The organism is Streptomyces sp. NPDC005423 (assembly GCF_040606415.1).
GTDB lineage: Bacteria > Actinomycetota > Actinomycetes > Streptomycetales > Streptomycetaceae > Streptomyces.
On the sequence record NZ_JBEXET010000024.1, the window covers coordinates 89853 to 109655 of the forward strand.

At 72.1% G+C, this 19803-nt stretch carries 15 protein-coding genes and 2 pseudogenes; 8 read left to right on the plus strand and 9 right to left on the minus strand.

Annotated features, from left to right (window positions below; translation table 11 throughout):
* Positions 1-290 precede the first annotated feature (290 nt).
* The gene (locus ABZT12_RS24140) at positions 291-515 is read left to right on the plus strand and encodes a hypothetical protein (protein ID WP_356388176.1); all 225 of its coding nucleotides are present in this window, start codon (positions 291-293) and stop codon (positions 513-515) included.
* Positions 516-522: 7 nt separating this feature from the next.
* On the opposite strand, the gene ABZT12_RS24145 is transcribed toward ABZT12_RS24140, so the two are convergent.
* Positions 523-1233: a 4'-phosphopantetheinyl transferase superfamily protein gene (locus tag ABZT12_RS24145; protein WP_356388178.1), complete on the minus strand. Its 711-nt coding sequence runs from the start codon at positions 1231-1233 to the stop codon at positions 523-525.
* The gene (locus tag ABZT12_RS24150) at positions 1181-2089 is read right to left on the minus strand and encodes a metallophosphoesterase (RefSeq protein ID WP_356388180.1); all 909 of its coding nucleotides are present in this window, start codon (positions 2087-2089) and stop codon (positions 1181-1183) included. Before ABZT12_RS24150 ends, ABZT12_RS24145 begins: the two co-directional genes overlap by 53 nt.
* Positions 2090-2387: 298 nt before the next feature.
* Between ABZT12_RS24150 and ABZT12_RS24155 the strand changes: the two genes are divergently transcribed.
* A complete protein-coding gene (locus ABZT12_RS24155) occupies positions 2388-3560 on the plus strand; it encodes an ATP-grasp domain-containing protein (protein ID WP_356388182.1) in 1173 nt (390 codons plus the stop codon).
* A gap of 289 nt (positions 3561-3849) precedes the next feature.
* Positions 3850-5529: a carbohydrate binding domain-containing protein gene (locus ABZT12_RS24160; RefSeq protein ID WP_356388184.1), complete on the plus strand. Its 1680-nt coding sequence runs from the start codon at positions 3850-3852 to the stop codon at positions 5527-5529.
* A 139-nt stretch (positions 5530-5668) separates the two neighbouring features.
* Here ABZT12_RS24160 and ABZT12_RS24165 read toward each other — a convergent pair whose 3' ends face one another.
* The 3 genes and pseudogenes from ABZT12_RS24165 to ABZT12_RS24175 form a co-directional block, all read right to left on the minus strand.
* A complete protein-coding gene (locus ABZT12_RS24165) occupies positions 5669-8722 on the minus strand; it encodes a glycoside hydrolase family 38 C-terminal domain-containing protein (RefSeq protein WP_356388186.1) in 3054 nt (1017 codons plus the stop codon).
* A 44-nt stretch (positions 8723-8766) separates the two neighbouring features.
* Complete coding sequence (locus ABZT12_RS24170) at positions 8767-10104, minus strand: 6-phospho-beta-glucosidase (protein ID WP_356388189.1); 1338 nt, start codon at positions 10102-10104, stop codon at positions 8767-8769.
* Positions 10101-10921 (minus strand): annotated as a pseudogene (locus tag ABZT12_RS24175) (DeoR family transcriptional regulator). The gene ABZT12_RS24170 and the pseudogene ABZT12_RS24175 overlap by 4 nt, the downstream one beginning before the upstream one ends.
* A gap of 147 nt (positions 10922-11068) precedes the next feature.
* On the opposite strand from ABZT12_RS24175, the pseudogene ABZT12_RS24180 reads away from it, so the two are divergent.
* From ABZT12_RS24180 to ABZT12_RS24190, 3 genes and pseudogenes are all read left to right on the plus strand, one after another.
* Positions 11069-11774 (plus strand): annotated as a pseudogene (locus ABZT12_RS24180) (hypothetical protein); the annotation flags it as partial.
* 252 nt (positions 11775-12026) lie between these two features.
* Positions 12027-13700 carry a histidinol-phosphatase gene (locus ABZT12_RS24185; protein WP_356388191.1) on the plus strand — a complete coding sequence of 558 codons (1674 nt, stop codon included), beginning with the start codon at positions 12027-12029 and terminating at the stop codon, positions 13698-13700.
* Positions 13700-14539: a hypothetical protein gene (locus ABZT12_RS24190; RefSeq protein ID WP_356388193.1), complete on the plus strand. Its 840-nt coding sequence runs from the start codon at positions 13700-13702 to the stop codon at positions 14537-14539. Before ABZT12_RS24185 ends, ABZT12_RS24190 begins: the two co-directional genes overlap by 1 nt.
* A 7-nt stretch (positions 14540-14546) precedes the next feature.
* Here ABZT12_RS24190 and ABZT12_RS24195 read toward each other — a convergent pair whose 3' ends face one another.
* From ABZT12_RS24195 to ABZT12_RS24210, 4 genes are read right to left on the minus strand one after another with little or no spacing between them, the layout of a single operon-like run.
* Positions 14547-15002 (minus strand): MaoC family dehydratase, encoded by a 456-nt coding sequence (locus ABZT12_RS24195; RefSeq protein WP_356388195.1) that lies wholly within the window; start codon positions 15000-15002, stop codon positions 14547-14549.
* Positions 15003-15016: 14 nt separating this feature from the next.
* Positions 15017-16528: a long-chain fatty acid--CoA ligase gene (locus tag ABZT12_RS24200; protein ID WP_356388197.1), complete on the minus strand. Its 1512-nt coding sequence runs from the start codon at positions 16526-16528 to the stop codon at positions 15017-15019.
* Between the two features lie 10 nt (positions 16529-16538).
* Positions 16539-17414, minus strand: a complete 876-nt coding sequence (locus ABZT12_RS24205; RefSeq protein WP_356388199.1) for an amidohydrolase family protein — start codon at positions 17412-17414, stop codon at positions 16539-16541.
* Positions 17414-18331: an SDR family oxidoreductase gene (locus ABZT12_RS24210; RefSeq protein WP_356388201.1), complete on the minus strand. Its 918-nt coding sequence runs from the start codon at positions 18329-18331 to the stop codon at positions 17414-17416. The genes ABZT12_RS24205 and ABZT12_RS24210 overlap by 1 nt, the downstream gene beginning before the upstream one ends.
* Positions 18332-18582: 251 nt before the next feature.
* Here ABZT12_RS24210 and ABZT12_RS24215 point away from each other — a divergent pair, with 251 nt between their 5' ends.
* A complete protein-coding gene (locus ABZT12_RS24215) occupies positions 18583-19008 on the plus strand; it encodes a MarR family transcriptional regulator (RefSeq protein ID WP_356388203.1) in 426 nt (141 codons plus the stop codon).
* 37 nt (positions 19009-19045) lie between these two features.
* Positions 19046-19789 carry an IclR family transcriptional regulator gene (locus ABZT12_RS24220; RefSeq protein WP_356388206.1) on the plus strand — a complete coding sequence of 248 codons (744 nt, stop codon included), beginning with the start codon at positions 19046-19048 and terminating at the stop codon, positions 19787-19789.
* Positions 19790-19803 lie beyond the last annotated feature (14 nt).

Consider the following 19803-nt stretch of genomic DNA (forward strand, 5'->3'; position numbering starts at 1 on the left):
AGCCGGCACCAACTGGCGTCGGGCGACGGGAGGTCGTCGAGTTCGCCGGCCGCCTCGCCGCACGGACCGCGCAGTCCCCTGCCGACGCCCGCGGTTCCCCGTGGTTCCCCGCCGCTCAACTCGGCTCAACTCGGCTCGCGAGGCCACTCCCGCCGACGGGGCTCTCCGCCGAGCGGGCGAAGCGGCGCGCGGTCCACGGTCATTGTCAGTGGCGGACGGCAAGCTGGAGACGTGCCACCGCCGTACGGAGGCGCGCGTGACCGTCCGATGCCGAACAGGGGAGCCGACCGATGCGGACCGCCGTACCGACCGACCGTGAACGCACCGCCGTCCAGGCCTATCTGCGGCTGCTGCACACCGTGCGCGCCGCCTTCGACGGACCGCCCGGCGGCCGACCACCCGTGGTGCCGCCCTCGGTGTTCGCCGAGGCGGAGCAGGCGCTGGCCGACGCCGGACTGCGGGGCAACGAGGAGGAGTTCTTCCGCCTGCTGGAGACCTGGTGTCCCGAGCCGTGAGCAGGTGTCAGGGGTGCGGGATCGTGACGGCCGTCGCGATCAGCCCGTGCGCCACCATCCACCGGCCCTCGAAGACGTCGAGGCGCCGGCCCCCCACCTCCGGTCCCGGCACGAGGAGTTGGGCCCGCAGACCGCCTCCGGTGCTGATGCCGGGGTGGGTGCCGGAGTCGGGGTCGGGGTCGGGGTCGGCGGAGAGCTCGATGTCGGCCTCGGAGAAGTCCAGCCACTCGCCGGTGAGGGGGAACCACGCCTTGTAGACGGACTCCTTGGCGCTGAACAGGAGCCGCTCCCAGTGGACTTCGGGCCGCTCCTCGGAGAGCCGGCGCAGCCGCTCCCGCTCGGCGGGCAGGAAGACGACGGGGACCACCTCCTGCGGGAGCGGGCCGTGCGGTTCGGCGTCGATGCCGAGGGAGACCAGGTCGGTGGCGCGGGCCAGCGCGGCGGCGTAGTAGTCGTCGCAGTGGGTCATGCTGCCGACCAGGCCGGTCGGCCAGCGGGGGGCGCCCTGGTCGCCGGGCAGGACCGGCTGCGGGGGCACGCCGAGCTTCTCCATGGCGCGCCGCGCACAGGCCCGTACGCCGGCGAACTCGCGGCGCCGCCTGGCCACCGCGCGCGTCAGACGGGCCTCTTCCTCGGGATACAGCGGGGCTTGCGGACTCCCCTCGTCACCGTGTGCTTCCACGGCCACCACCGAGTCCGGGAGCAGCGCCTCGATCACCGGATCCGACCTCCATCGGCAGTATGCGGCGCAGTCGGCCCGGCGGTTCCGGTCGCTTGCGCCATTCGCGGGGGTATCCCACGGACACCTCCTCGAAGCGGACACCCTCGTGGTAGGTGGTGCGCGGGATGTGGAGGTGGCCGTAGACCATGGTGTCCACGCGGAAGCGGCGGTGCCAGTCGGCGGTCAGGGTGGTGCCGCACCACATGGCGAACTCCGGGTACCACAGGACGTCGGTCGGGTGCCGGTCGAGCGGGTAGTGGTTGATCAGGACCGTGGGCAGCGACTCGGGCAGGGCGGCGAGCCGGCGTTCGGTCTCGGCGACGCGGGCCCGGCACCAGGCCTCGCGGCTGGGGTAGGGGTCGGGGTGCAGCAGGTACTCGTCGTTGCAGACGATGCCGGTGCCGTGCGCGTAGGTGACTCCCTCGTCCTTGGTGGCGCAGCCGTCCGGCAGGAAGGAGTAGTCGTAGAGGAGGAAGAGCGGGGCCACCACGACCGGGCCGCCGGGCCCGTACCAGACGGGGTAGGGGTCCTCGGGAGTGGTCACGCCGAGCTCCCGGCACAGGGCGACGAGGTGTTCGTAGCGGGCGACACCGCGCAGGGTGAGGGTGTCGCGGGGGTGGGTCCACAGTTCGTGGTTGCCGGGCACCCAGAGGACTCTGCGGAAGCGGTCGGCGAGCTGCTGGAGCGCCCAGCGGACGTCGGCCACCGTCTCGGCGACGTCACCGGCGACGATCAGCCAGTCGTCGTCCGTCTCGGGGCGCAGGCTCTCGACCAGGGCACGGTTCTCGGGATACCCGATGTGCAGGTCGCTGATGGCCAGCAGCTGTCCGGCACCGCCGGCCGTCGACTCCACCTCTCGCCTCCTCCGCGCACACGAATGGGTCAACGAGAACACACTCGGGGACCGGGGACAAGGCGGCGGATCAGCCAGTGGGGCGCGAACGCGGCGGTCGTGGCCGCCGGGGCGGGTGGACAGGCAGGGGAAATCCGTAACACGCGCGTTGCACGCGGCACCTCGCGCACCCCGTATGATCGCCCCAACACCACCGCCACGAACTTCCCTTCGCAAGGGCGGTTTGGTGTACCTCCCAACACCTTGGCCGGGCACGGCCCGCTTCGTCGTGCCCGTGACCCCGAAAGGACGGCCCTGCATGGTCTCTCGCGTACGCGTTTGGCTCAACCGCACGTACGCGGAGAACGTGTTCTTCATGGATCAGCTGCGGAGGAATCCCAGCGACCGGGCCGTCGACATCCATGCCACGCACGGCGACGCGGACTCCCCCGTGCTGGCCGCCGCCGACACCGCCGACGTGGAGCCGGAGGGTCTCTCCCCGGCCGCGTACGTCGAGTACGCCCTCGACCAGTGCGTGCGCCGCGGTATCGACGTGTTCGTGCCCCGGCTGCACCAGTCGGCGATCGTCGCGCACCGCGCGGAGTTCGCGGCGGTCGGCACGGCTCTGCTCGCGCCGACCCCCGAGGCGGTGGCGGTCTTCGAGGACAAGGTGATCGCCTACGAGGCGGTGCAGGCGATCGGGGTGCCGGTCCCGCCGTGGTACCGGGCCCGGACTGCCGACCAACTCGTCGCGGCTGTGGAGGAGTTGGAGGCGGACGGTCACAAGGCGTGCTTCAAGCCGGCGTCCGGCGCGGGCGGGGTGGGCTTCCGGGTGATCACGCGCGCGCCCTTCTCCCTCATGCATCTGGACGGATTCCCCAGCCCCTACGTCCAGTTGGACCTGGTGGCCGAGGCGCTGCGGCAGGCCGAGGAGCCCGTCGACCTGCTGGTGATGCCACGCCTGGCGGAGCCGGAGGTGTCGGTCGACTGTCTGACCGGGCCCGACAACCGGATCCGGCTGGCCGTGGGCCGCACGAAGAACGGCCGCCGTCGCGGCTTCACCCTGCACGAGCGGTGGCTGGAACCGGCCCGCCGGATCGCCGAGGGCTTCGGGCTGCACTATCTGTCCAACATCCAGTTCCGTATGTACGGCGGCCTGCCGGTGCTGCTCGACGTGAACACCCGTCCGGCGGGCGGCCTGCACCAGCTGGCGCTGTGTGGTGTCAACGCCCCCTGGGCGGCCGTGCAGTTGGCCCTCGGTGAGGACCCCGGCACGATCGAACCGCCGTTCCTGGGCCAGGACTACACGGTGGTGTCGGGTCCGCGTCCGCTGCGGCCGGTGTCGGTGCCTCCGCAGCGTGCGGAGGAGCCGGAGCCGCTGCTGCCGGCCGCGTCCGCCGCCGTGGCCGCCAGCGCGACGACGCAGCCCACGGAGGCGGCGGAGCCCACGGCCACGGCGGGGACGAACCGCCGCGCCGCCGCTCCGGCCTAGATCCCGCCCGGCTCCGCACCTATGTCACGACGGCTCAGCACCGGGCCGGGCCCGCACCCGCCCTGGGCCCGGCCGGTACTCCGCCCGCACTCCGCCTGCATCCGTCCTGGACCGGGCTTCGACCCGGTCCGTGGACCGCGGCGTTCCCGCTCCACGGTTCCTACGACACAACTCCATACCGGTCTGGACCAATCATGGCGGGACGCCTTGACGCCGCGATTGGTCCATACCAAATTGGTCGCGCACCTTCCTGCACTCCCGAACACCCCCATTCCTTCAGGGAGATCGCGTGCGCGACACCTTCAGACGTTCAAGACGGCGGGTCCTCGCCCTGCTCGGTTCCGCCGCCCTGGCCCTGGCCGGGGCCATCGCGCTGCCCGGCACGGCACAGGCGGCCAACATCCTGACCAACCCCGGCTTCGAGTCGGGCTCGGTCTCCCCCTGGTCCTGCACCGGCAACCTCGGCTCGGTCGTCACGACGCCGGTGCACGGGGGAACCAAAGCCCTTGCGGGAGCGCCGAGTTCGAGTGACACCGCACAGTGCTCCCAGACGGTCGCCGTGCAGCCGAACACGGCGTACTCGCTCAGCGGCTGGGTGCGCGGCAGCTATGTCTACCTCGGCGTGAACGGCGGCGCCTCCACCTGGACGACCTCCCCGTCGGCGTACAGCCAGTTGACGGTGGGCTTCACCACCGGAGCCACGCAGACCAGCGCCACCATCTACACCCACGGCTGGTACGCGCAGGGCACCTACTACGCGGACGACATCAGCCTGGACGGTCCCGGTGGCGGCGGCTCCGACACCCAGGCGCCCACCGCGCCGACCGGCCTGACCTCCACCGGCAAGACGTCGTCGAGCGTCTCGCTGTCGTGGGGCGCCTCCAGTGACAACGTGGGCGTGAGCGCGTACGACGTCTACAGCGGCACCACCAGGCTGCTCACCGTCTCCGGTACCACCGGCACGGTCTCCGGGCTGTCCGCCAGTACCGCCTACACGTTCACCGTGAAGGCACGCGACGCGGCCGGGAACACCTCCGCGGCCTCCAACTCCGTGAGCGTCACCACGGACGCGGGCAGCGGCTCCACCGGATTCAAGCAGGCCGCCCCCTACCTGTACGAAGGGTGGGGCGACCCGCCCAACCCGGCGACGGTGATGGCGGCGACCGGCGCCAAGTGGTTCACGATGGCCTTCGTGCTGGACTCCGGCGGCTGCACACCCGCCTGGGACGGCAGCCGTGCGCTGACCGGCGGCGTCGACCAGACGGCCATCAACCAGATCCGAGCCGCGGGCGGCGACATCGTCCCCTCCTTCGGCGGCTGGCAGGGCAGCAAGCTCGGCGCCAACTGCTCCTCCGCGAGCGCACTCGCCGGGGCGCTTCAGAAGGTGATCAGCGCCTACGGCCTCAGGGCGATCGACATGGACATCGAGAACACGGACGAGTTCGAGAACGAGGCCGTCCAGGCGAAGATCCTCACCGCGCTGAAGACCGTCAAGGCCGACAACCCCGGTCTGCGGACGATCGTCACCTTCGGCACCTCGACCACCGGCCCGACGTACTACGGCAACCGGCTGATCGAGCAGGCACAGTCGCTCAACGCCGGCATCGACGTCTTCACCATCATGCCGTTCGACTTCGGCGGCGGCTCCGACATGTACGGCAACACGGTCGCCGCCGCCGAGGGGCTGAAGACCAAGCTGAAGTCGACCTTCGGCTGGGACGACGCCACGGCGTACGCGCACATCGGCATCTCCGGCATGAACGGTCTCAGCGACCAGCAGGAGAACACCACCCCGGCGATCTGGACCTCGATCCGGGACTGGGCCAACTCCCACCACATCGCCCGGCTCGCGTACTGGGCCGTCAACCGCGACCGGCCGTGCGCCGGCGGCGGCGTTGTCAGCAACTGCTCCGGCATCGGCCAGGGCACCTGGCAGTTCACGTCCATCACGGCCGGCTTCACCGGCTGAGCGCCGGCGTGGGGGTGCCCGCCCGAGGGTGCCCCCACGCCGAGCACGGTTGCCCGGGCAGGGCCGAACTCCCCCTACGTACGGGCCGGTTGAGGGTCGGGGACGGCCCCGGCACAAGGCCGGAACCGTCCCCCGGGCACTACACGCGTGCGTCGGCCCGCCGCAGCCGCAGCGTCAGGATCTGGAACGGCCGCAGCTCCACGGCGACTTGGTCGCCGTCGGTTCCGGCCGCCTCCAGGGGACGCTCCAGCAGGTCGGTGACCTGGGCGTCCGCGAGCGGGAAGCCGGTGCGCAGCACGCCCCGGGCCCGGCCGCCGCGCGACTCGTAGAGCCGTACCACGACATCGCCGGAGGCGTCGTCGGCGAGCTTGACCGCCTCCACGGTCACGCCCTCGCCGTCGACGGAGACGACCGGGCGGCGGGCGCCCGCCGAATCGGCCACCCGCAGCGGGAGGTTGAGCGCGTAGCCCGCCGCGACCGCGTCCTCGACGCGCGCGCCGGGCAGCAGCGCGTAGGTGAAGCGGTGCCTGCCCTGGTCGGCCCCCGGGTCCGGGATGCGCGGGGCGCGCACCAGGCTGAGCCGGACGGTGGTCGTGGTGCCGCCGTCCTCGCGGACCGTGCGCGACACGTCGTGGCCGTAGGTGGAGTCGTTGATGACGGCGACCCCGTAGCCGGGCTCGGCGACATGCACCCAGCGGTGGCCGGAGACCTCGAACCGGGCCGCCTCCCAGGTGGTGTTGGTGTGCGTGGGCCGCTGTACATGGCCGAACTGGATCTCCGCCGAGGAGTGCGGGGCTCTGATGTCCACCGGGAAGGCCGCCTTGAGGAACTTCTCCGCCTCGTGCCAGTCGAGGTCGGTCTCCACGTCGATCCGGGAGCTGCCCGCGCGGACGGTGACGGTCTGGACGATCCTCGAACCGTTGCCGAACGACCGCTCCACGCGGAGCGCGCCGAGCAGCGGGTCCTGGTCGACGACGGTGATGGAGTCGGCGTCCAGCAGGTCGGTGTAGCGGTTCTTGTAGTGCTTGTCGACGTCCCAGGCGTCCCAGCAGTTGGGCAGGTCGGTGTGGAGGCGCAGCAGGTTGCCCCGGCCGGCGAGGACTTCGCGGCCGGCCCGCAGGTCGCGCACGGAGGCGAACGTGCCGTCGTCGGCGAGTTCGACCCGCACCAGGCCGTTGTCGAGGACGCGGTCGGTGACCGTCACCGGCCGCGGGACGGTGTCGGTGGCGAGCGGGGCGCTGCCGTTGGCGGGGACCCGCGCGAACATCGGCACACCGGTCGCCGTCCGGATGACCTCGGCGCGGTCGTAGGGGCTGGTGTTGAAGACGGTGGTCTCCCCGCCGCCCAGCGCGGCCACGGCCTCGGCGGTCAGCTCCTCCAATTCGGCTGCCACGCGGGCGTATTCGGCCTCGGCCTCACGGTGCACCCAGGCGATCGACGAGCCCGGCAGGATGTCGTGGAACTGGTGCAGCAGGACCGTCTTCCACAGCCGGTCGAGCTTCTCGTACGGGTAGGCGTAGTCCGGCGTGTGCAGCGCGGCCGTGGTCGCCCACAACTCGGCCTCGCGCAGCTTGTGTTCGCTGCGCCGGTTGCCCTGCTTGGTGCGGGCCTGGGAGGTGTAGGTGGCGCGGTGCAGCTCCAGGTACAGCTCGCCGACCCAGACCGGGGCGTCGGGGTACTCCTCCCGGGCTTTCGCGAAGAAGGCGTCCGGATGCTCGACGACGACCTTCGGCGAGCCCTCCAGGTCGGCGAGGCGGCGGGCCCGTTCCATGATCTCGCGGGTCGGGCCGCCGCCGCCGTCGCCCCAGCCGAAGGGTGCCAGCGAGCGTGTCGCGCCGCCCTTCTCCCGGTAGTTGCGGACCGCGCGGGACATCTCCTCGCCGCTGAACCGGGCGTTGTAGGTGTCGACCGGCGGGAAGTGGGTGAAGATCCGGGTGCCGTCGATGCCCTCCCACCAGAAGGTGTGGTGGGGGAACTTGTTCGTCTGGTTCCAGGAGATCTTCTGGGTGAGGAACCACTCGTTGCCGGCCAGCTTCGCGAGCTGCGGGTAGGCCGCGTTGTAGCCGAAGGAGTCGGGCAGCCAGACGCCTTTGGTCTCGACGCCGAAGTGCTCGATGAAGAACCGCTTGCCGTGGACGAACTGGCGGGCCACCGCCTCGCCGCCGGGCAGATTGCCGTCGGCCTCCACCCACATGCCGCCGACCGGCGCCCACTGGCCGCGCTTGACCGACTCCTGGATGCGGGCCCACACCTGCGGGTGGTTGTCGCGCACCCACTCGTACTGCTGGGCCTGCGAGCAGGCGAAGACGAACTCCTCGTACTCGTCGGCGAGGGAGGTCACGTTGGAGAAGGTGCGGGCGGTCTTGCGCTTGGTCTCGCGGATCGGCCACAGCCAGGCCGAGTCGATGTGCGCGTGGCCGACACCGGAGATGAGGTGGGCGCTGGCGTTGGCGGGCCGGGACAGCACCGGCTTGAGCGCGGCCCGTACGTCGGCCGCCGTGCCGGAGACGTCGTCGAGGTCGAGCAGGTCCATGGCCCGGTCCAGCGCGTGCGTGATCTCGTGCCGGCGCGGGTCGTGCTCGCCCAGCTCCACCATGAGTTCGCGCAGCACCTGGAGGTCCAGATCGAGGTGGAAGACCTCCTCGTCGAGGACGGCGAGGTCGGCGCGGCGGAATGTGTACAGCGGACGGTCGCCCGCCGTCAGTATGTCGCCCATCGGCGTCGGCGCGACGAAGCCGTTCGCCAGGATGTCGGGGTTGGAGGCCGCCTCCACCAGGTAGTCGATCACCTCGCCGCCCGCCACCGGGTTGCCGACCGGCACGTACTGGTTGAGCGGGTTGACGGCCTTCAGCGGCGTTCCGTCCGTCAGGTGCACCAGCGCCTCGGCCTGGTTGCCCGGCCAGTCGTCGGTGAACCCGAGGTCGATGACCGCCTCCACCCGCTTGCCGGCCCACTCCGCGGGCACCTCGGCGCGCATCCGGAACCAGGTGGTGCCCCAGGGCGGACCCCAGGGGGTGTCCATCGCGAACGGCGCGTACGGCGCGGCGGCGGCCTCCGCGAAGGGCACGGGTTCGCCCGGGGCCTGCCAGGCCTCGACCACGAGGGGTGCGGTGGCCGCGTAGATCGCGGGCTTGACGCGCTGGTGATGGACGCGCTGGACGCGCTCCTCGATCCGGCTGCGTTCGTCGTGCATGGGAAGTCTCCAGGGAACCAGGGAGCCACTAAGGGAGAAAGCGCTTACTCAAGGTACGCCAACCCGGGATGGACCTCGGCATAGCCCTCGACCAGCCTGCGGGCCACGTTCACGGAGTCGACCAGCGGATGGAGCGCGAACGCCTTCACCGCCGTCGTCCGCGAGCGAGTCTCCGCCGCGGTGAGCACCTCGCGCTCGACCGCCTTGACCGCGCAGACCAGCCCGGTGGCGTGGCCGGGCAGCGGGTCGACGGCGACCGGGTGGGCGCCGTTGGCGTCGACCAGGCACGGCACCTCGATGACGGCGTCCGTGTCGAGGACGGACAGGGTGCCCCGGTTGCGCACGTTGAGGATGAGGGTGGTGCGCTCGTCCCGGGCGATGGCCCGCATCAGGGCGAGGGCCACCTTCTCGTAACCGCCGGAGAGGTCGTCGGCGGCGCGTTCGCCGGCCCCGGCGCTCTCCCGGTTCTCGGACATGTAGGTGGCCTCCCGCTCGGCCCGGGTGCGCTCCCAGGCGGCCAGCGCCGCCGTCTCCGGACGCTCCATCTCCGCGTAGAAACCGGCCTGTTGGTCGCGGAGGAAGGCCCCGCGGGTCTTCTCGGCGGCGCTGTAGGCGCGTACGGTCTCGCGGTTGAAGTAGTAGTAGTGCAGGTACTCGTTGGGGACGGCGCCCAGGGACCGCAGCCAGTCGGGGCCGAAGAGCTTGCCCTCCTCGAAGGAGCCGAGCAGCTCCGGGTCGGCGAGCAGGCGCGGCAGTTCGTCGCGGCCGGCGACCCGCAGCCCGCGCACCCAGCCGAGGTGGTTGAGTCCGACGTAGTCGACGAACGCCTCCCCCGGGTCGGCGCCGAGCACCCGCGCGATCCGGCGGCCGAGGCCGACCGGCGAGTCGCAGATGCCGATGACCCGGTCACCGAGGTGGCGGGACATGGCCTCGGTGACCAGACCGGCCGGGTTGGTGAAGTTGATGACCCAGGCGTCGGGTGCCAGCCGTGCCACCCGCCGGGCGATGTCGACGGCCACCGGGACCGTCCGCAGACCGTAGGCGATACCGCCCGCGCCGACCGTCTCCTGGCCCAGCACGCCCTGGGCCAGCGCCACCCGTTCGTCGTCGGCACGGCCGGCCAGGCCGCCGACGCGGATCGCGGAGAAGACGAAGTCGGCGCCGCGCAGCGCCTGGTCGAGGTCGGTCGTGGCGGTCACCACGGGGGCGTCGGGGACCGTCGACGCCTGTTCGGCCAGTACCCGGGCGACCGCGTGCAGCCGGCCGGCGTCGAGATCGTGCAGCACCACCTCCGTGACCCGGCCCTCGCCGCGGTCCGTCAGGAGCGCCCCGTGGACAAGCGGCACCCGGAACCCGCCGCCGCCCAGAATCGTCAGCTTCACGCCTGCACCTTTCCTGCCACGACCACCTCGGCGCCCGTCTCCTCCAGCGGGGAGCGGGTCACCGGGCCGACCGGGGCGTTCGTCACCACCACGTCCAGCTTCTCCGGACCGCAGACCTTCGCCAGCCCCGTGCCCGGGAACTTCTGCGCGCCGGCGCGCAGGACGACCTTCTCACCGACCTCGGTCATGGCCCGTTCGACGGGCACCCCGACCACCGTCGTGTCCGTCACCTGTCCGCCGGGCCGCGCCCCGTCGGCGCCGAGGAAGACCCGGTCGGCGTGCAGTCGGCGCGGGCTGTCCTCGGTGAGGAAGCCGACCAGGGAGCGGTACTCGCGCCGGACCATGGCCACCGGCAGCCCGGTGGTCCACGAGGAACGCGCCGACGACGAGGGCAGCGAACCGGTGCCGCTCGACGGTCGCAGCGAGCCGGCGGCCGTGCGGTGGCCGGATCGGCCGGGACGCCGTGGTCCCGATGCCGAGGAGGACCGACCGGCCGTCGGCCATCAGGGCGGCGGCCCGCGCGGCTATGGCGTCCGTCTCGACCACCCGCACCTCGGTGACCTCGGCGACCTCCGTGACCTCAGGGACCTCGGTGTCCTCGGGGGACCTCTGCGACCTCGGCGTGAGGCTGATCCTTCAGGCCGTCCACGGCGTTGCCGTGCACCCGGGTGAGCAGCCCGGCCTGCTCCAGCCTGAGCAGGGCGCGCCTGGCCGGGGCGGGGCTCACGACCTGCGGTGCGGAGAGGCCGGTCACGGCAGCGGGGCCGCCCCAGCGCAGGGCCGGCAGGATGAGGTGGTGTCGTCGTTCCGCCGGCACGCCGCGAACAGTACGCGTCATCTCCCCTCAGCCCTGTGCTCAGTTCCGTTCAGATATTGATCAACCGGGCGGAGCGGCGCGCGAATTCCGGGCACCACGACGCGGAGTCCCGACGAGCCTTCGAGTGGTGACACGGGCCGGTCCGAGCCGCGCCTCGAGCGCGAGTGCTCCCGCGCGGCGGGGAACAGCGACGGCACGCCGGCCGGACCACCGGGCCGCCATCGAGTCCACCCCGGGTCTTCAGGGCGGCTTCATCCGGGAGTTCCGGGACCACGGAATCCTGCGGCGTGTGAGCGACGGAAGACCGACCGGCCGCGCGGGCGCCGGACTGTACGGGGACGGGGCCACCGCGCCCGGCTCTCAAGTACGGTCAGGCGCGGCGGAGTCGGCTGCCTGGCCGACGACCGGCCCGGTCGTGGCGGTCGTAATGGTCGTGGCGATCAACGGCGGCGGTGCGGGGTTTCTCGCGCACCCGTTACTGACGGCCGCTCCCGCGCTGTCGCCCTGGCGGGCGCCCACCGACAGCGACGAGCTGGGCGGCGCAGTCTTCGAGCGGTACCGGGATGGATCCACCGGAGTGGTGCGGACGGGGTTCCTGGGAGTCGCACCCCGACCGGAGCACCGGCGCACCCGTTGCTCAACACGCCCACCCGGTCTACGGGTTGCTCACTCCCTGCCGCCGGTCGCAGGTGGGCGCCGGTCGGTACGGCGTACGGCGCCGCACGCTGTCGGCGCCGGACGTCACCGGCCTCGCGGTCACCCTCGACGGACCCCGCCAGGTCACCGTCACCGTTACCGCGCCGACGACCTCACCGCCGCGAGCCACCACGAGGAAGCGGTGCCGCGACCGGGCCGTGCGGCCCAACCCGCTTTACTAAAAACGGAGTTGGCCACAGCCGCCGGTGCCGGCCGCCGTGGGCGGCCGCCGTGGGCGGGCGCCGTGGGCGGCCGCCGTGGGCGGGCGCCGTGGGCGGGCGCCGTGGGCGGGCGCCGGGCGCGACGCGGTTTCCCGCGGGCGACCGCGCTGCCCGGATCGTCGAACGGGCGCTGCCCTGCCCGTCCTTCATGAACCACTGACCGCTCCGAAGAGGACTCCCACACCATCATGACCGACCAGCAGCTGCCCGCCTGGGCCGACCCGTCCGTCTCCCCCGCCGACCTCGACGCCCAGGGTGTCTCCCGGCGTCAACTGCTGCGCCGGGCGGGTCTGTTCGGCGCCGCTTTCGCCGTCGCCGGCGGTCCGCTCGCCCCCTCCGCGGCTGCGGCCGGCCGGGGCCCGGGCGGCGACGACCCGCAGCTGGCGTATCTCGTCGGCGACCACCATGTGCACTCCGTCTACAGCCATGACGCGAAGTACACCTTCTCCCAGCAGGCCCGCGCGGCCGCGCGGTACGGCCTGGACTGGATGGTCTTCAACGAGCACGCCAACTTCGGGCACGTCTCCCACGGCGCGAAGCTGGAGCACGCCGAGATCCTCGAAGCGCGCTCCGCGAACCCGCGCCTGCTGATCTTCCAGGGCCTGGAGTGGTACATCCCGGCCGCGGAGCACTGCACGGTGTTCGCCGCCCCGGGACCGCACGAGGTCGATCTCCTCACCCGCTTCGAACTCGCTTACGACGGGAAGCTGTTGGGGTACGACAAGGGCGGCGCCGCCGACGCGGACACGGCCCGCAACGAGGCTCACGCCGTGCACGGCCTGAAGTGGCTGGCCGAGCAGCGCCGTACCGGCTACGTCGACGACGTCCTGGTGTTCGCCAACCACCCCCTGCGGCTCGGCATCGACTCCCCGCACGAGATGCGCGCCTGGCGGGACGCGGCGCCCGAGATCATGATCGGCATGGAGGGCGCGCCGGGCGCCCAGGGTGCGGCCGTCCCCGGCCTGCGCGGTGCGGCGTCGGTGCGCGGCGAGTACGAGAACAGGCCGTCGGCGCAGTCATGGCCGGGGTATCCGGCGGACGCGTATGTGACGTACGGCGGTTTCGACTGGGCGACGGCGACCGTCGGCGGGCTGTGGGACTCGATGCTGGCCGAGGGCCGGCTCTTCTCGATCACCAGCAACTCCGACAACCACCGCACCGTCTTCGACACCTGGGCCAACGGCGCCTGGCCGGCCGGGCAGAACTTCGACAACACCGGCAGGCTGCCCGACCCGGTGGAGACGGGGACCCCGCAGCCCGGCAGCGACTTCTGGCCGGGCGAGTTCAGCCGCACCCATGTCGGGGTCACCCGCTACGGCTACGGCGCGGTGATGGCGGGTCTGCGGGCGGGCCGGATCTGGCTCGACCACGGCCATCTGCTGGACGGGCTGGAGGTACGGCTGGGGCGCGACCACGACCACGGGCGGGGTGTCACGCTGGGCGGCCGGCTGCGGGTGCGGGCGGGCGAGAAGCTCACCCTGAACGTGACGGTGACCAGCGCTTCCCGGCCCAACCCCCGCGGGATCCTGCCGGAGTTGGCCCACGTGGACGTGATCCGGGGCGCGGTGCGCGGTCCGGTGGGCGACCGGGACGCGTGGCGGGCGCCGGACACGAAGGTCGTCCGTACGGCGGACGTGAGCGGCCGCAAGGGGACGTACACCCTGCGCGTCCCGGTGACCGCCGGGGCCGAGTCCTTCTATCTGCGGCTGCGCGGCAGCGACGGCAACCGGCACGGCGCGGGCTACCTGGGCGCCTCCGTCGACCCGCACGGGCCGATCCCGCACACGCCGGGCGACGGCGACCCCTGGGCCGACACGTGGTTCTATGCCAACCCCATCTTCGTCGACGTGGTAGGAGCCTGATGAAGCGTCAACTGACCATTACCGTCTGCTTGTTGACCGCCCTGGCGCTCGGTGTGAGCGCCGCCTCGGCCGACGGCCCGCAGTGGACGGAGACCGGCACGGCCTACACCGACAGCCTCGGCGGTGGCGAGGGCGTCGCCAGTCGCGCGGACGGCTCGCTGCTGTACCGCGGGCTCGCGTCCATCCCGCTGGACCTGCGGATCCAGGGCTGGAACCACATCGGTGACCCGGACATCGCCGACGGCTACGTCTTCGACGCCTACCAGGGCGCGGACACCGCCACGTCGAAGATGTACGCGGTCACCACACCGTCCGGGCAGCGCTACACGTACGTCCATCGGCTGGACGCCGGCGAGAAGATCAACAACTCGTTCGCGGCCGTCTCGCCCGACAGCCAGTGGCTGGTGTCGGGCGAGTGGGGCGACCAGACCAGGCTCCAGGTCTTCCCGGCGCCCCTGCTCAACGCGTCCACGCCGGCGACGGGCGGGGCGCTGCCGCAGGCCGGGCAGATCACCCTGGACAGGACGGTGAACGACATCCAGGGCTGCGACTTCGTGACGGACACCCGCCTGGTGTGCGTCTCGGACGACGCGTCGGCGAGCAGGTTCCCGGAGGTCCGGCCGCTCCTCCAGGTCGACCTGCCCCACCGGTTGGACGGACAGCCGGTCACCGGCACGGTGACGAGCCTGCTCGCGCTGCCCCAACGCAGCATCTGCACGGGCACGTTCGAGGCCGAGGGGATCGACTACGACGTGCGCGGCGGCACCCTGCGCGCCGAAGTCGTCCAGCCGGGCGTGTGCCAGGTGTCCACGACCGTGTACGCCTACCGGCAGCAGTAGCGGCCGGTCAGAGGTAGAAGCGGGACAGGCTCCGCAGGACGACGGCGGGCTTCGGCCCGCCGTCGATCTCCACCGTCCCCTCGACGGCGATCTGCACCCCGCCGGGCACGTCCTCGACCGAGGCGAGCCTCGCGGCGAGGCGGATGCGGGAACCGGCCCTCACCGGCGCGGGGAAACGGACCTTGTCCAGGCCGTAGTTGACCTTCGTCGTGACGCCCTGGACGTCCAGCAGTCCGGTGAAGAGCGGGATGAAGAGGGAGAGGGTGAGGTAGCCGTGTGCGATGGGGGCGCCGAAGGGGCCGGTGGCCGCCCTCTCGGGGTCTACGTGGATCCACTGGTGGTCACCCGTCGCGTCGGCGAAGGTGTTGATGCGCTCCTGGGTGACCTCGATCCACTCACTGGTGCCGAGGTCACCGCCGGCGAGCTTCTTGAGTTCGTCGAGGCCGTTCACAGTGATGCCCATAAGTGCCTTTTCCTTCAGGGGAGTTGCCGGGTGCCGAAGCGCTCGCGCACCCGGGACTTGAGGAGTTTCCCGGAGGCGGTGCGCGGGAGTTCGTCCGCGACCACCACCGACTTGGGGATCTTGTACTTGGCGAGGCGCCCGGACAGCGACGCCAGCACCTCGCCGGGGTCGAGGGCGGTGCCCTCGCGGGGGACGACGACCGCGCGCGGCACCTCGCCCCACCTGTCGTCCGCCACGCCGATGACCGCGCACTCGACGATGTCCGGGTGGGCGAGCAGCAGATCCTCGATCTCGGCCGGGTAGATGTTCTCCCCACCGGAGATGATCATGTCTTTCATACGGTCGACGATGTACACGTAACCGTCGTCGTCCACCCGGGCCGCGTCCCCGCTGCGGAACCAGCCGTCGGCGAGGACGGCGGCGCTCTCCTCGGGCAGACCCCAGTAGCCGGGCATGACGTGCGGGCCGCGCACCACGACCTCGCCCGTCTCGCCCGCCTCGACCGGGGTCAGGTCGGGCCGCACGACCCGTACGTCGCTGAAGAAGTGCGGCACCCCTGCGGAACCGGCCTTGCCGACGGCGTGTTCGGCGTCCAGGAACAGCGTGCCGGGGGACGCCTCCGTCATGCCGTACCCCTGGAGGAAGGTCAGTCCGCGCTCCTGGTAGGCGGTGATCAGCGGGGTGGGGACCGGGGAGCCGCCGCAGGTCAGGAGGTGCAGCGAGGAGAGGTCGGCGTCCCGCCAGCGGGGGTGGCGGGCCAGTTGGTCGAACATCGCGGGCACGCCGAACATGAAGGTGATCCGGTGGCGTTCGATCAGGTCGAAGGTGGCCGCCGGGTCGAAGGCCCCGGCCAGGACGCAGGTGCCGCCCTTGAGCAGCACCGGCAGGGTGAGCATGTTGAGGCCCGCGGTGTGGAACAACGGGGCGGAAACCAGGGCGCGTTCGTCGGTGGTGAGGTCGGTGTCGACGAGCACGTTGACCGCGTTCCAGACCAGGTTGCCGTGGGTGAGCATGGCGCCCTTGGGGCGGCCTGTCGTGCCCGAGGTGTACATGATGAGGCAGGTGTCGTCGGCGGTCACGGTTTCGTCGATCGGCTCGGCGCCGGCCGCCGCGAGCAACTCCTCGTAGTCGTGGCCGACTTCGACGTACGTACGCACATCGGTGCTGCCCGGCAGGCCGGCCACGAGTGCGGTGTGCGTCGGGTCGTGAATGAGCGCTCTGGCACCGGAGTCGGCGAGCTGGTAGGCGATCTCGGGTGCGGCGAGGCGGGTGTTGAGGGGGACGAAGACCGCGCCGAGCGTGCCGGCCGCGAAGAGGGTCTCCAGGTAGGCGGGGTGGTTGGGGCCGAGGTAGGCGACGCGGTCGCCGCGCCGTACGCCCCGGGCGCGCAGGGCGTGAGCGAGGCGGCTGGTGCGGGTGTACAGGGTGCGGTAGTCGGTCGACACCTCACCGTGGACCAGGGCCGTGCGGTGCGGGGTCTTCCGGGCCCGGCGTGCGGGCCAGGACCCCAGTCCCTCGTTGCGCATCCGGTGCCCCTTACGGTGTGGTCAGCCCGAGCAGGCGGGCGGCGTTCTCCTTGAGGATCTTCGGCCTGACCTCGTCCTTGACGGACAGCTCGGCGAAGTCGGACAGCCAGCGGTCCGGGGTGAGGACGGGGTAGTCGGAGCCGAAGAGCACCTTGTCCTTCAGCAGGGTGTTGGCGTACCGCACCAACTGCGGCGGGAAGTACTTCGGCGACCAGCCGGAGAGGTCGATGTGCACCCCCGGCTTGTGCGTGGCGACCGCGAGGGCCTCGTCCTGCCAGGGGAACGACGGGTGCGCCAGAATGATCTTGAGGTGCGGGAAGTCGGCGGCGACGTCGTCCACGTGCAGCGGATTCGAGTACTTCAGCCGGATCCCGCCCCCGCCGGGCACGCCCGCGCCGATGCCCGTCTGGCCGGTGTGGAACAGGGCGATCGTGCCGGTCTCCTCGATCACCTCGTACAGGCCGTAGGCGAGGGCCCGGTCGTTGGGGAAGAAGCCCTGGATGCTCGGGTGGAACTTGAAGCCCTTCACCCCGTACTCCTCGACCAGCCGCCGCGCCTGCCGCACGCCGGCCCGGCCCCGGAAGGGGTCGATGGAGGCGAAGGGGATCAGCACGTCCGGGTGGGCGGCGGCGGCCTCGGCGACCTCCTCGTTGGGAACGGGCTCGGTTCCGGTCGCGGACTCGGCGTCGACCGTGAAGATGACGGCGGCCATCCGCCGCTCGCGGTAGTACGCGGCGGTCTCCTCCAGCGTCGGCTTCCGCTTGCCCTCGACCCCGAAGTAGGCGGAGGAGGCGGCGTGCAGTTCGTCGGGGAGGGATGAGTGGCCCTTGGAGGAGACCTCCGCATGGGTGTGGACGTCGATCGCGACGAGTTCGGCGAGGTCCATCACGCCTCCGGCAGCTTCGGCGCGGGGATGCCCACGGTCTGGGGTTCGGCGCCGACCGAGGTGTGCCAGGCGTCGGCCAGGGCGTCGGCGGTCCAGCCGCCGTCGGCGTACGCCGTCGAGATCTCCCGCGGATGCGACCAGAGTGCCACCCTGTCGCCGCCGATGCCGATGGCCTGGCCCGTGATCCCGCGCGCGGCCTCGGAGGCGAGGAAGGGGACGAGGGCGGCGCAGTCCTCGGGGGTGCCGAACCCCTCGCCCCTGCGCAGGAAGTCCGGCAGCGGCGCGCCGTTCCTCATGGCCTCCACGTAGGGCGCGAAGGCGGGGATCGTCTCGGTCATCGCGGTGGCGGCGACCGGCACGATCGCGTTGACGGTGATGCCGGCCCGGCCCAGCTCCATCGACCAGGTGCGGGCCATCGCGGCGATGCCCGCCTTGGCGGCGGCGTAGTTGGTCTGGCCGAAGTTGCCGCGCTGGCCGGCCGGCGAACCGACCAGGATCAGGCTGCCGCCCTCGCCCTGCTCGCGCATCCGGACGGCGGCGGCGCGGGCGCAGGTGAAAGTGCCCTTCAGGTGGGTGGTGATCACCGCGTCGAAGTCCTCGTCGGTCATCTTCCACAGCACCCGGTCGCGCAGGATGCCCGCGTTGGTGACCAGGACGTCGAGCCGCCCGAACTCCTCGACCGCGCGGTTCACCAGCCGCTCCGCGGCCTCGGCGGTCCCGACCGCGACCACCTCGGCGACGGCGGTGCCGCCCGCCTCGGCGATGGACTTCACGGCCTGCTCGGCCACCGCCTCGTCGATGTCGTTGACGACCACGGACGCGCCGTGGGCGGCCAGGGCGTGGGCGTAGGCGAGGCCGAGGCCCCGGCCGCTGCCGGTGACGACGGCGACCTTGCCGGTCAGATCGATGCTGGGCACGAGCGGGTCCCTTCACAAGGCGGGGCGACGGCGGGACGTCCCGGGTGCGTGCGGCGGACCGGGGAACGGCTCCGAGATCGAAGCTAAGAGCAATAATTGTTGACGTCAATAGTTGAGGCCGACTGGGCAGGTGCGCCAGACTGGGTCCCGTACGCAGCGCGCCCCACCCGGGGCCTCGACCAGGGGAGCCCGCCATCGCCCGCCAGCACGACGCCACGGATTCCGCCCCGATCGACGCGCACGAGCCGTGGATGCGCGGGCTGCACGCGGACACGGGCTACCTCCTGTACCGGCTGGGACTCCGCTCGGGCCAGCTCTTCAACGCGTTCCTCCAGGAGTCGGGCCTGCGCCTGCGCCACTACGCCCTGCTCCGCTTCCTCGCCACCGGCGACGGCTCCCTTCAGCGGGAACTCAGCACCCGGCTCGGCTACGACCCCAGCGCGATCGTCGGCCTCGTCGACGACCTGGAGAGGCTGGGCTTCGCCGAGCGCCGCCCCTCCCCCGACGACCGGCGCAGCCGCATCGTCGTCCTGACCCGGGACGGCCGGGCCTTCCTGCGCGACACCGACGAGGCGGGCCTGCGCGTCACCAACGACCTGCTCGGCCCGCTCGGACCCGCCGAACGGGAGGCGCTGCACGCGCTGTTGCTGCGGATCGCCGAGGACGGGCTGGCCTGACGGAACGGCCGCGAGCCCGGCGGAAGGAGGCGTGGCGATGACGAGCCGTTCGGCTCCGGACCGGCTGCTGGCGGTGCTGGCCGCCTTCGACCACGAGCACCCGGCACTCTGCCTGAGCGACATCAGCCGCCGGGCCGGGCTCAGCCTCACCACCGCCCACCGCCTCGCCGGCGCCCTCACCGGATGGGGCGCGCTGGAACGGGACGCGTCAGGCGTCTACCACGTGGGGCTGCGCCTGTGGGAGATCGGCGCCCTCGCCCCGCGCGCACTCGCCCTGCGGCAGCTGGCGCTGCCGTATCTGGAGGACCTCTACGAGGCGACCCACGAGAACGTCCAGCTCGCCGTGCGGGACGGCGGTGAGGTCGTCTACACCGAGTGGATCAACGGCCGCTCGGCGGTCGGCGTGCACATCCGGGTCGGCGCGCGCTGGCCGCTGCACGCCACCGGGGTGGGTCTCGCACTGCTGGCGCACGGCGACCCGGACTTCCAAGAGGCTTACTGCGCCGCCCCGTTGGCGTCCTACACGCCGTACACGATCACTGATCCGGTACGACTGCGCCGGGTGCTGTCCGAAGTACGGCGCGGCGGAGTCGCGGTGAGTGACCGTCAGGTCACCGACGACGCCCTGTCGGTGGCCGCCCCGGTGCGTGAGCGGGGCGGTGCGGTGGTCGCGGCGGTGTCGGTCGTGGTGTCTCAAGTCGACGCGCGCGTACCGGTGTTGGTACCGGCGGTCCGGCTCGCCGCGCGGGGTATCTCACGGGCGTTGGGATGGCGGCCGTAGCGAGGGACCGGAAG

What these genes read in the sequence shown, in the direction of transcription:
- ABZT12_RS24195 (WP_356388195.1), bottom strand. Translation starts at nt 15,002, where the DNA reads ATGGGCATCACTGTGAACGGCCTCGACGAACTCAAGAAGCTCGCCGGC.
- ABZT12_RS24165 (WP_356388186.1), bottom strand. Translation starts at nt 8,722, where the DNA reads ATGCACGACGAACGCAGCCGGATCGAGGAGCGCGTCCAGCGCGTCCAT.
- ABZT12_RS24220 (WP_356388206.1), top strand. Translation starts at nt 19,046, where the DNA reads ATGACGAGCCGTTCGGCTCCGGACCGGCTGCTGGCGGTGCTGGCCGCC.
- ABZT12_RS24185 (WP_356388191.1), top strand. Translation starts at nt 12,027, where the DNA reads ATGACCGACCAGCAGCTGCCCGCCTGGGCCGACCCGTCCGTCTCCCCC.
- ABZT12_RS24190 (WP_356388193.1), top strand. Translation starts at nt 13,700, where the DNA reads ATGAAGCGTCAACTGACCATTACCGTCTGCTTGTTGACCGCCCTGGCG.
- ABZT12_RS24155 (WP_356388182.1), top strand. Translation starts at nt 2,388, where the DNA reads ATGGTCTCTCGCGTACGCGTTTGGCTCAACCGCACGTACGCGGAGAAC.
- ABZT12_RS24205 (WP_356388199.1), bottom strand. Translation starts at nt 17,414, where the DNA reads ATGGACCTCGCCGAACTCGTCGCGATCGACGTCCACACCCATGCGGAG.
- ABZT12_RS24140 (WP_356388176.1), top strand. Translation starts at nt 291, where the DNA reads ATGCGGACCGCCGTACCGACCGACCGTGAACGCACCGCCGTCCAGGCC.
- ABZT12_RS24200 (WP_356388197.1), bottom strand. Translation starts at nt 16,528, where the DNA reads ATGCGCAACGAGGGACTGGGGTCCTGGCCCGCACGCCGGGCCCGGAAG.
- ABZT12_RS24215 (WP_356388203.1), top strand. Translation starts at nt 18,583, where the DNA reads ATGCGCGGGCTGCACGCGGACACGGGCTACCTCCTGTACCGGCTGGGA.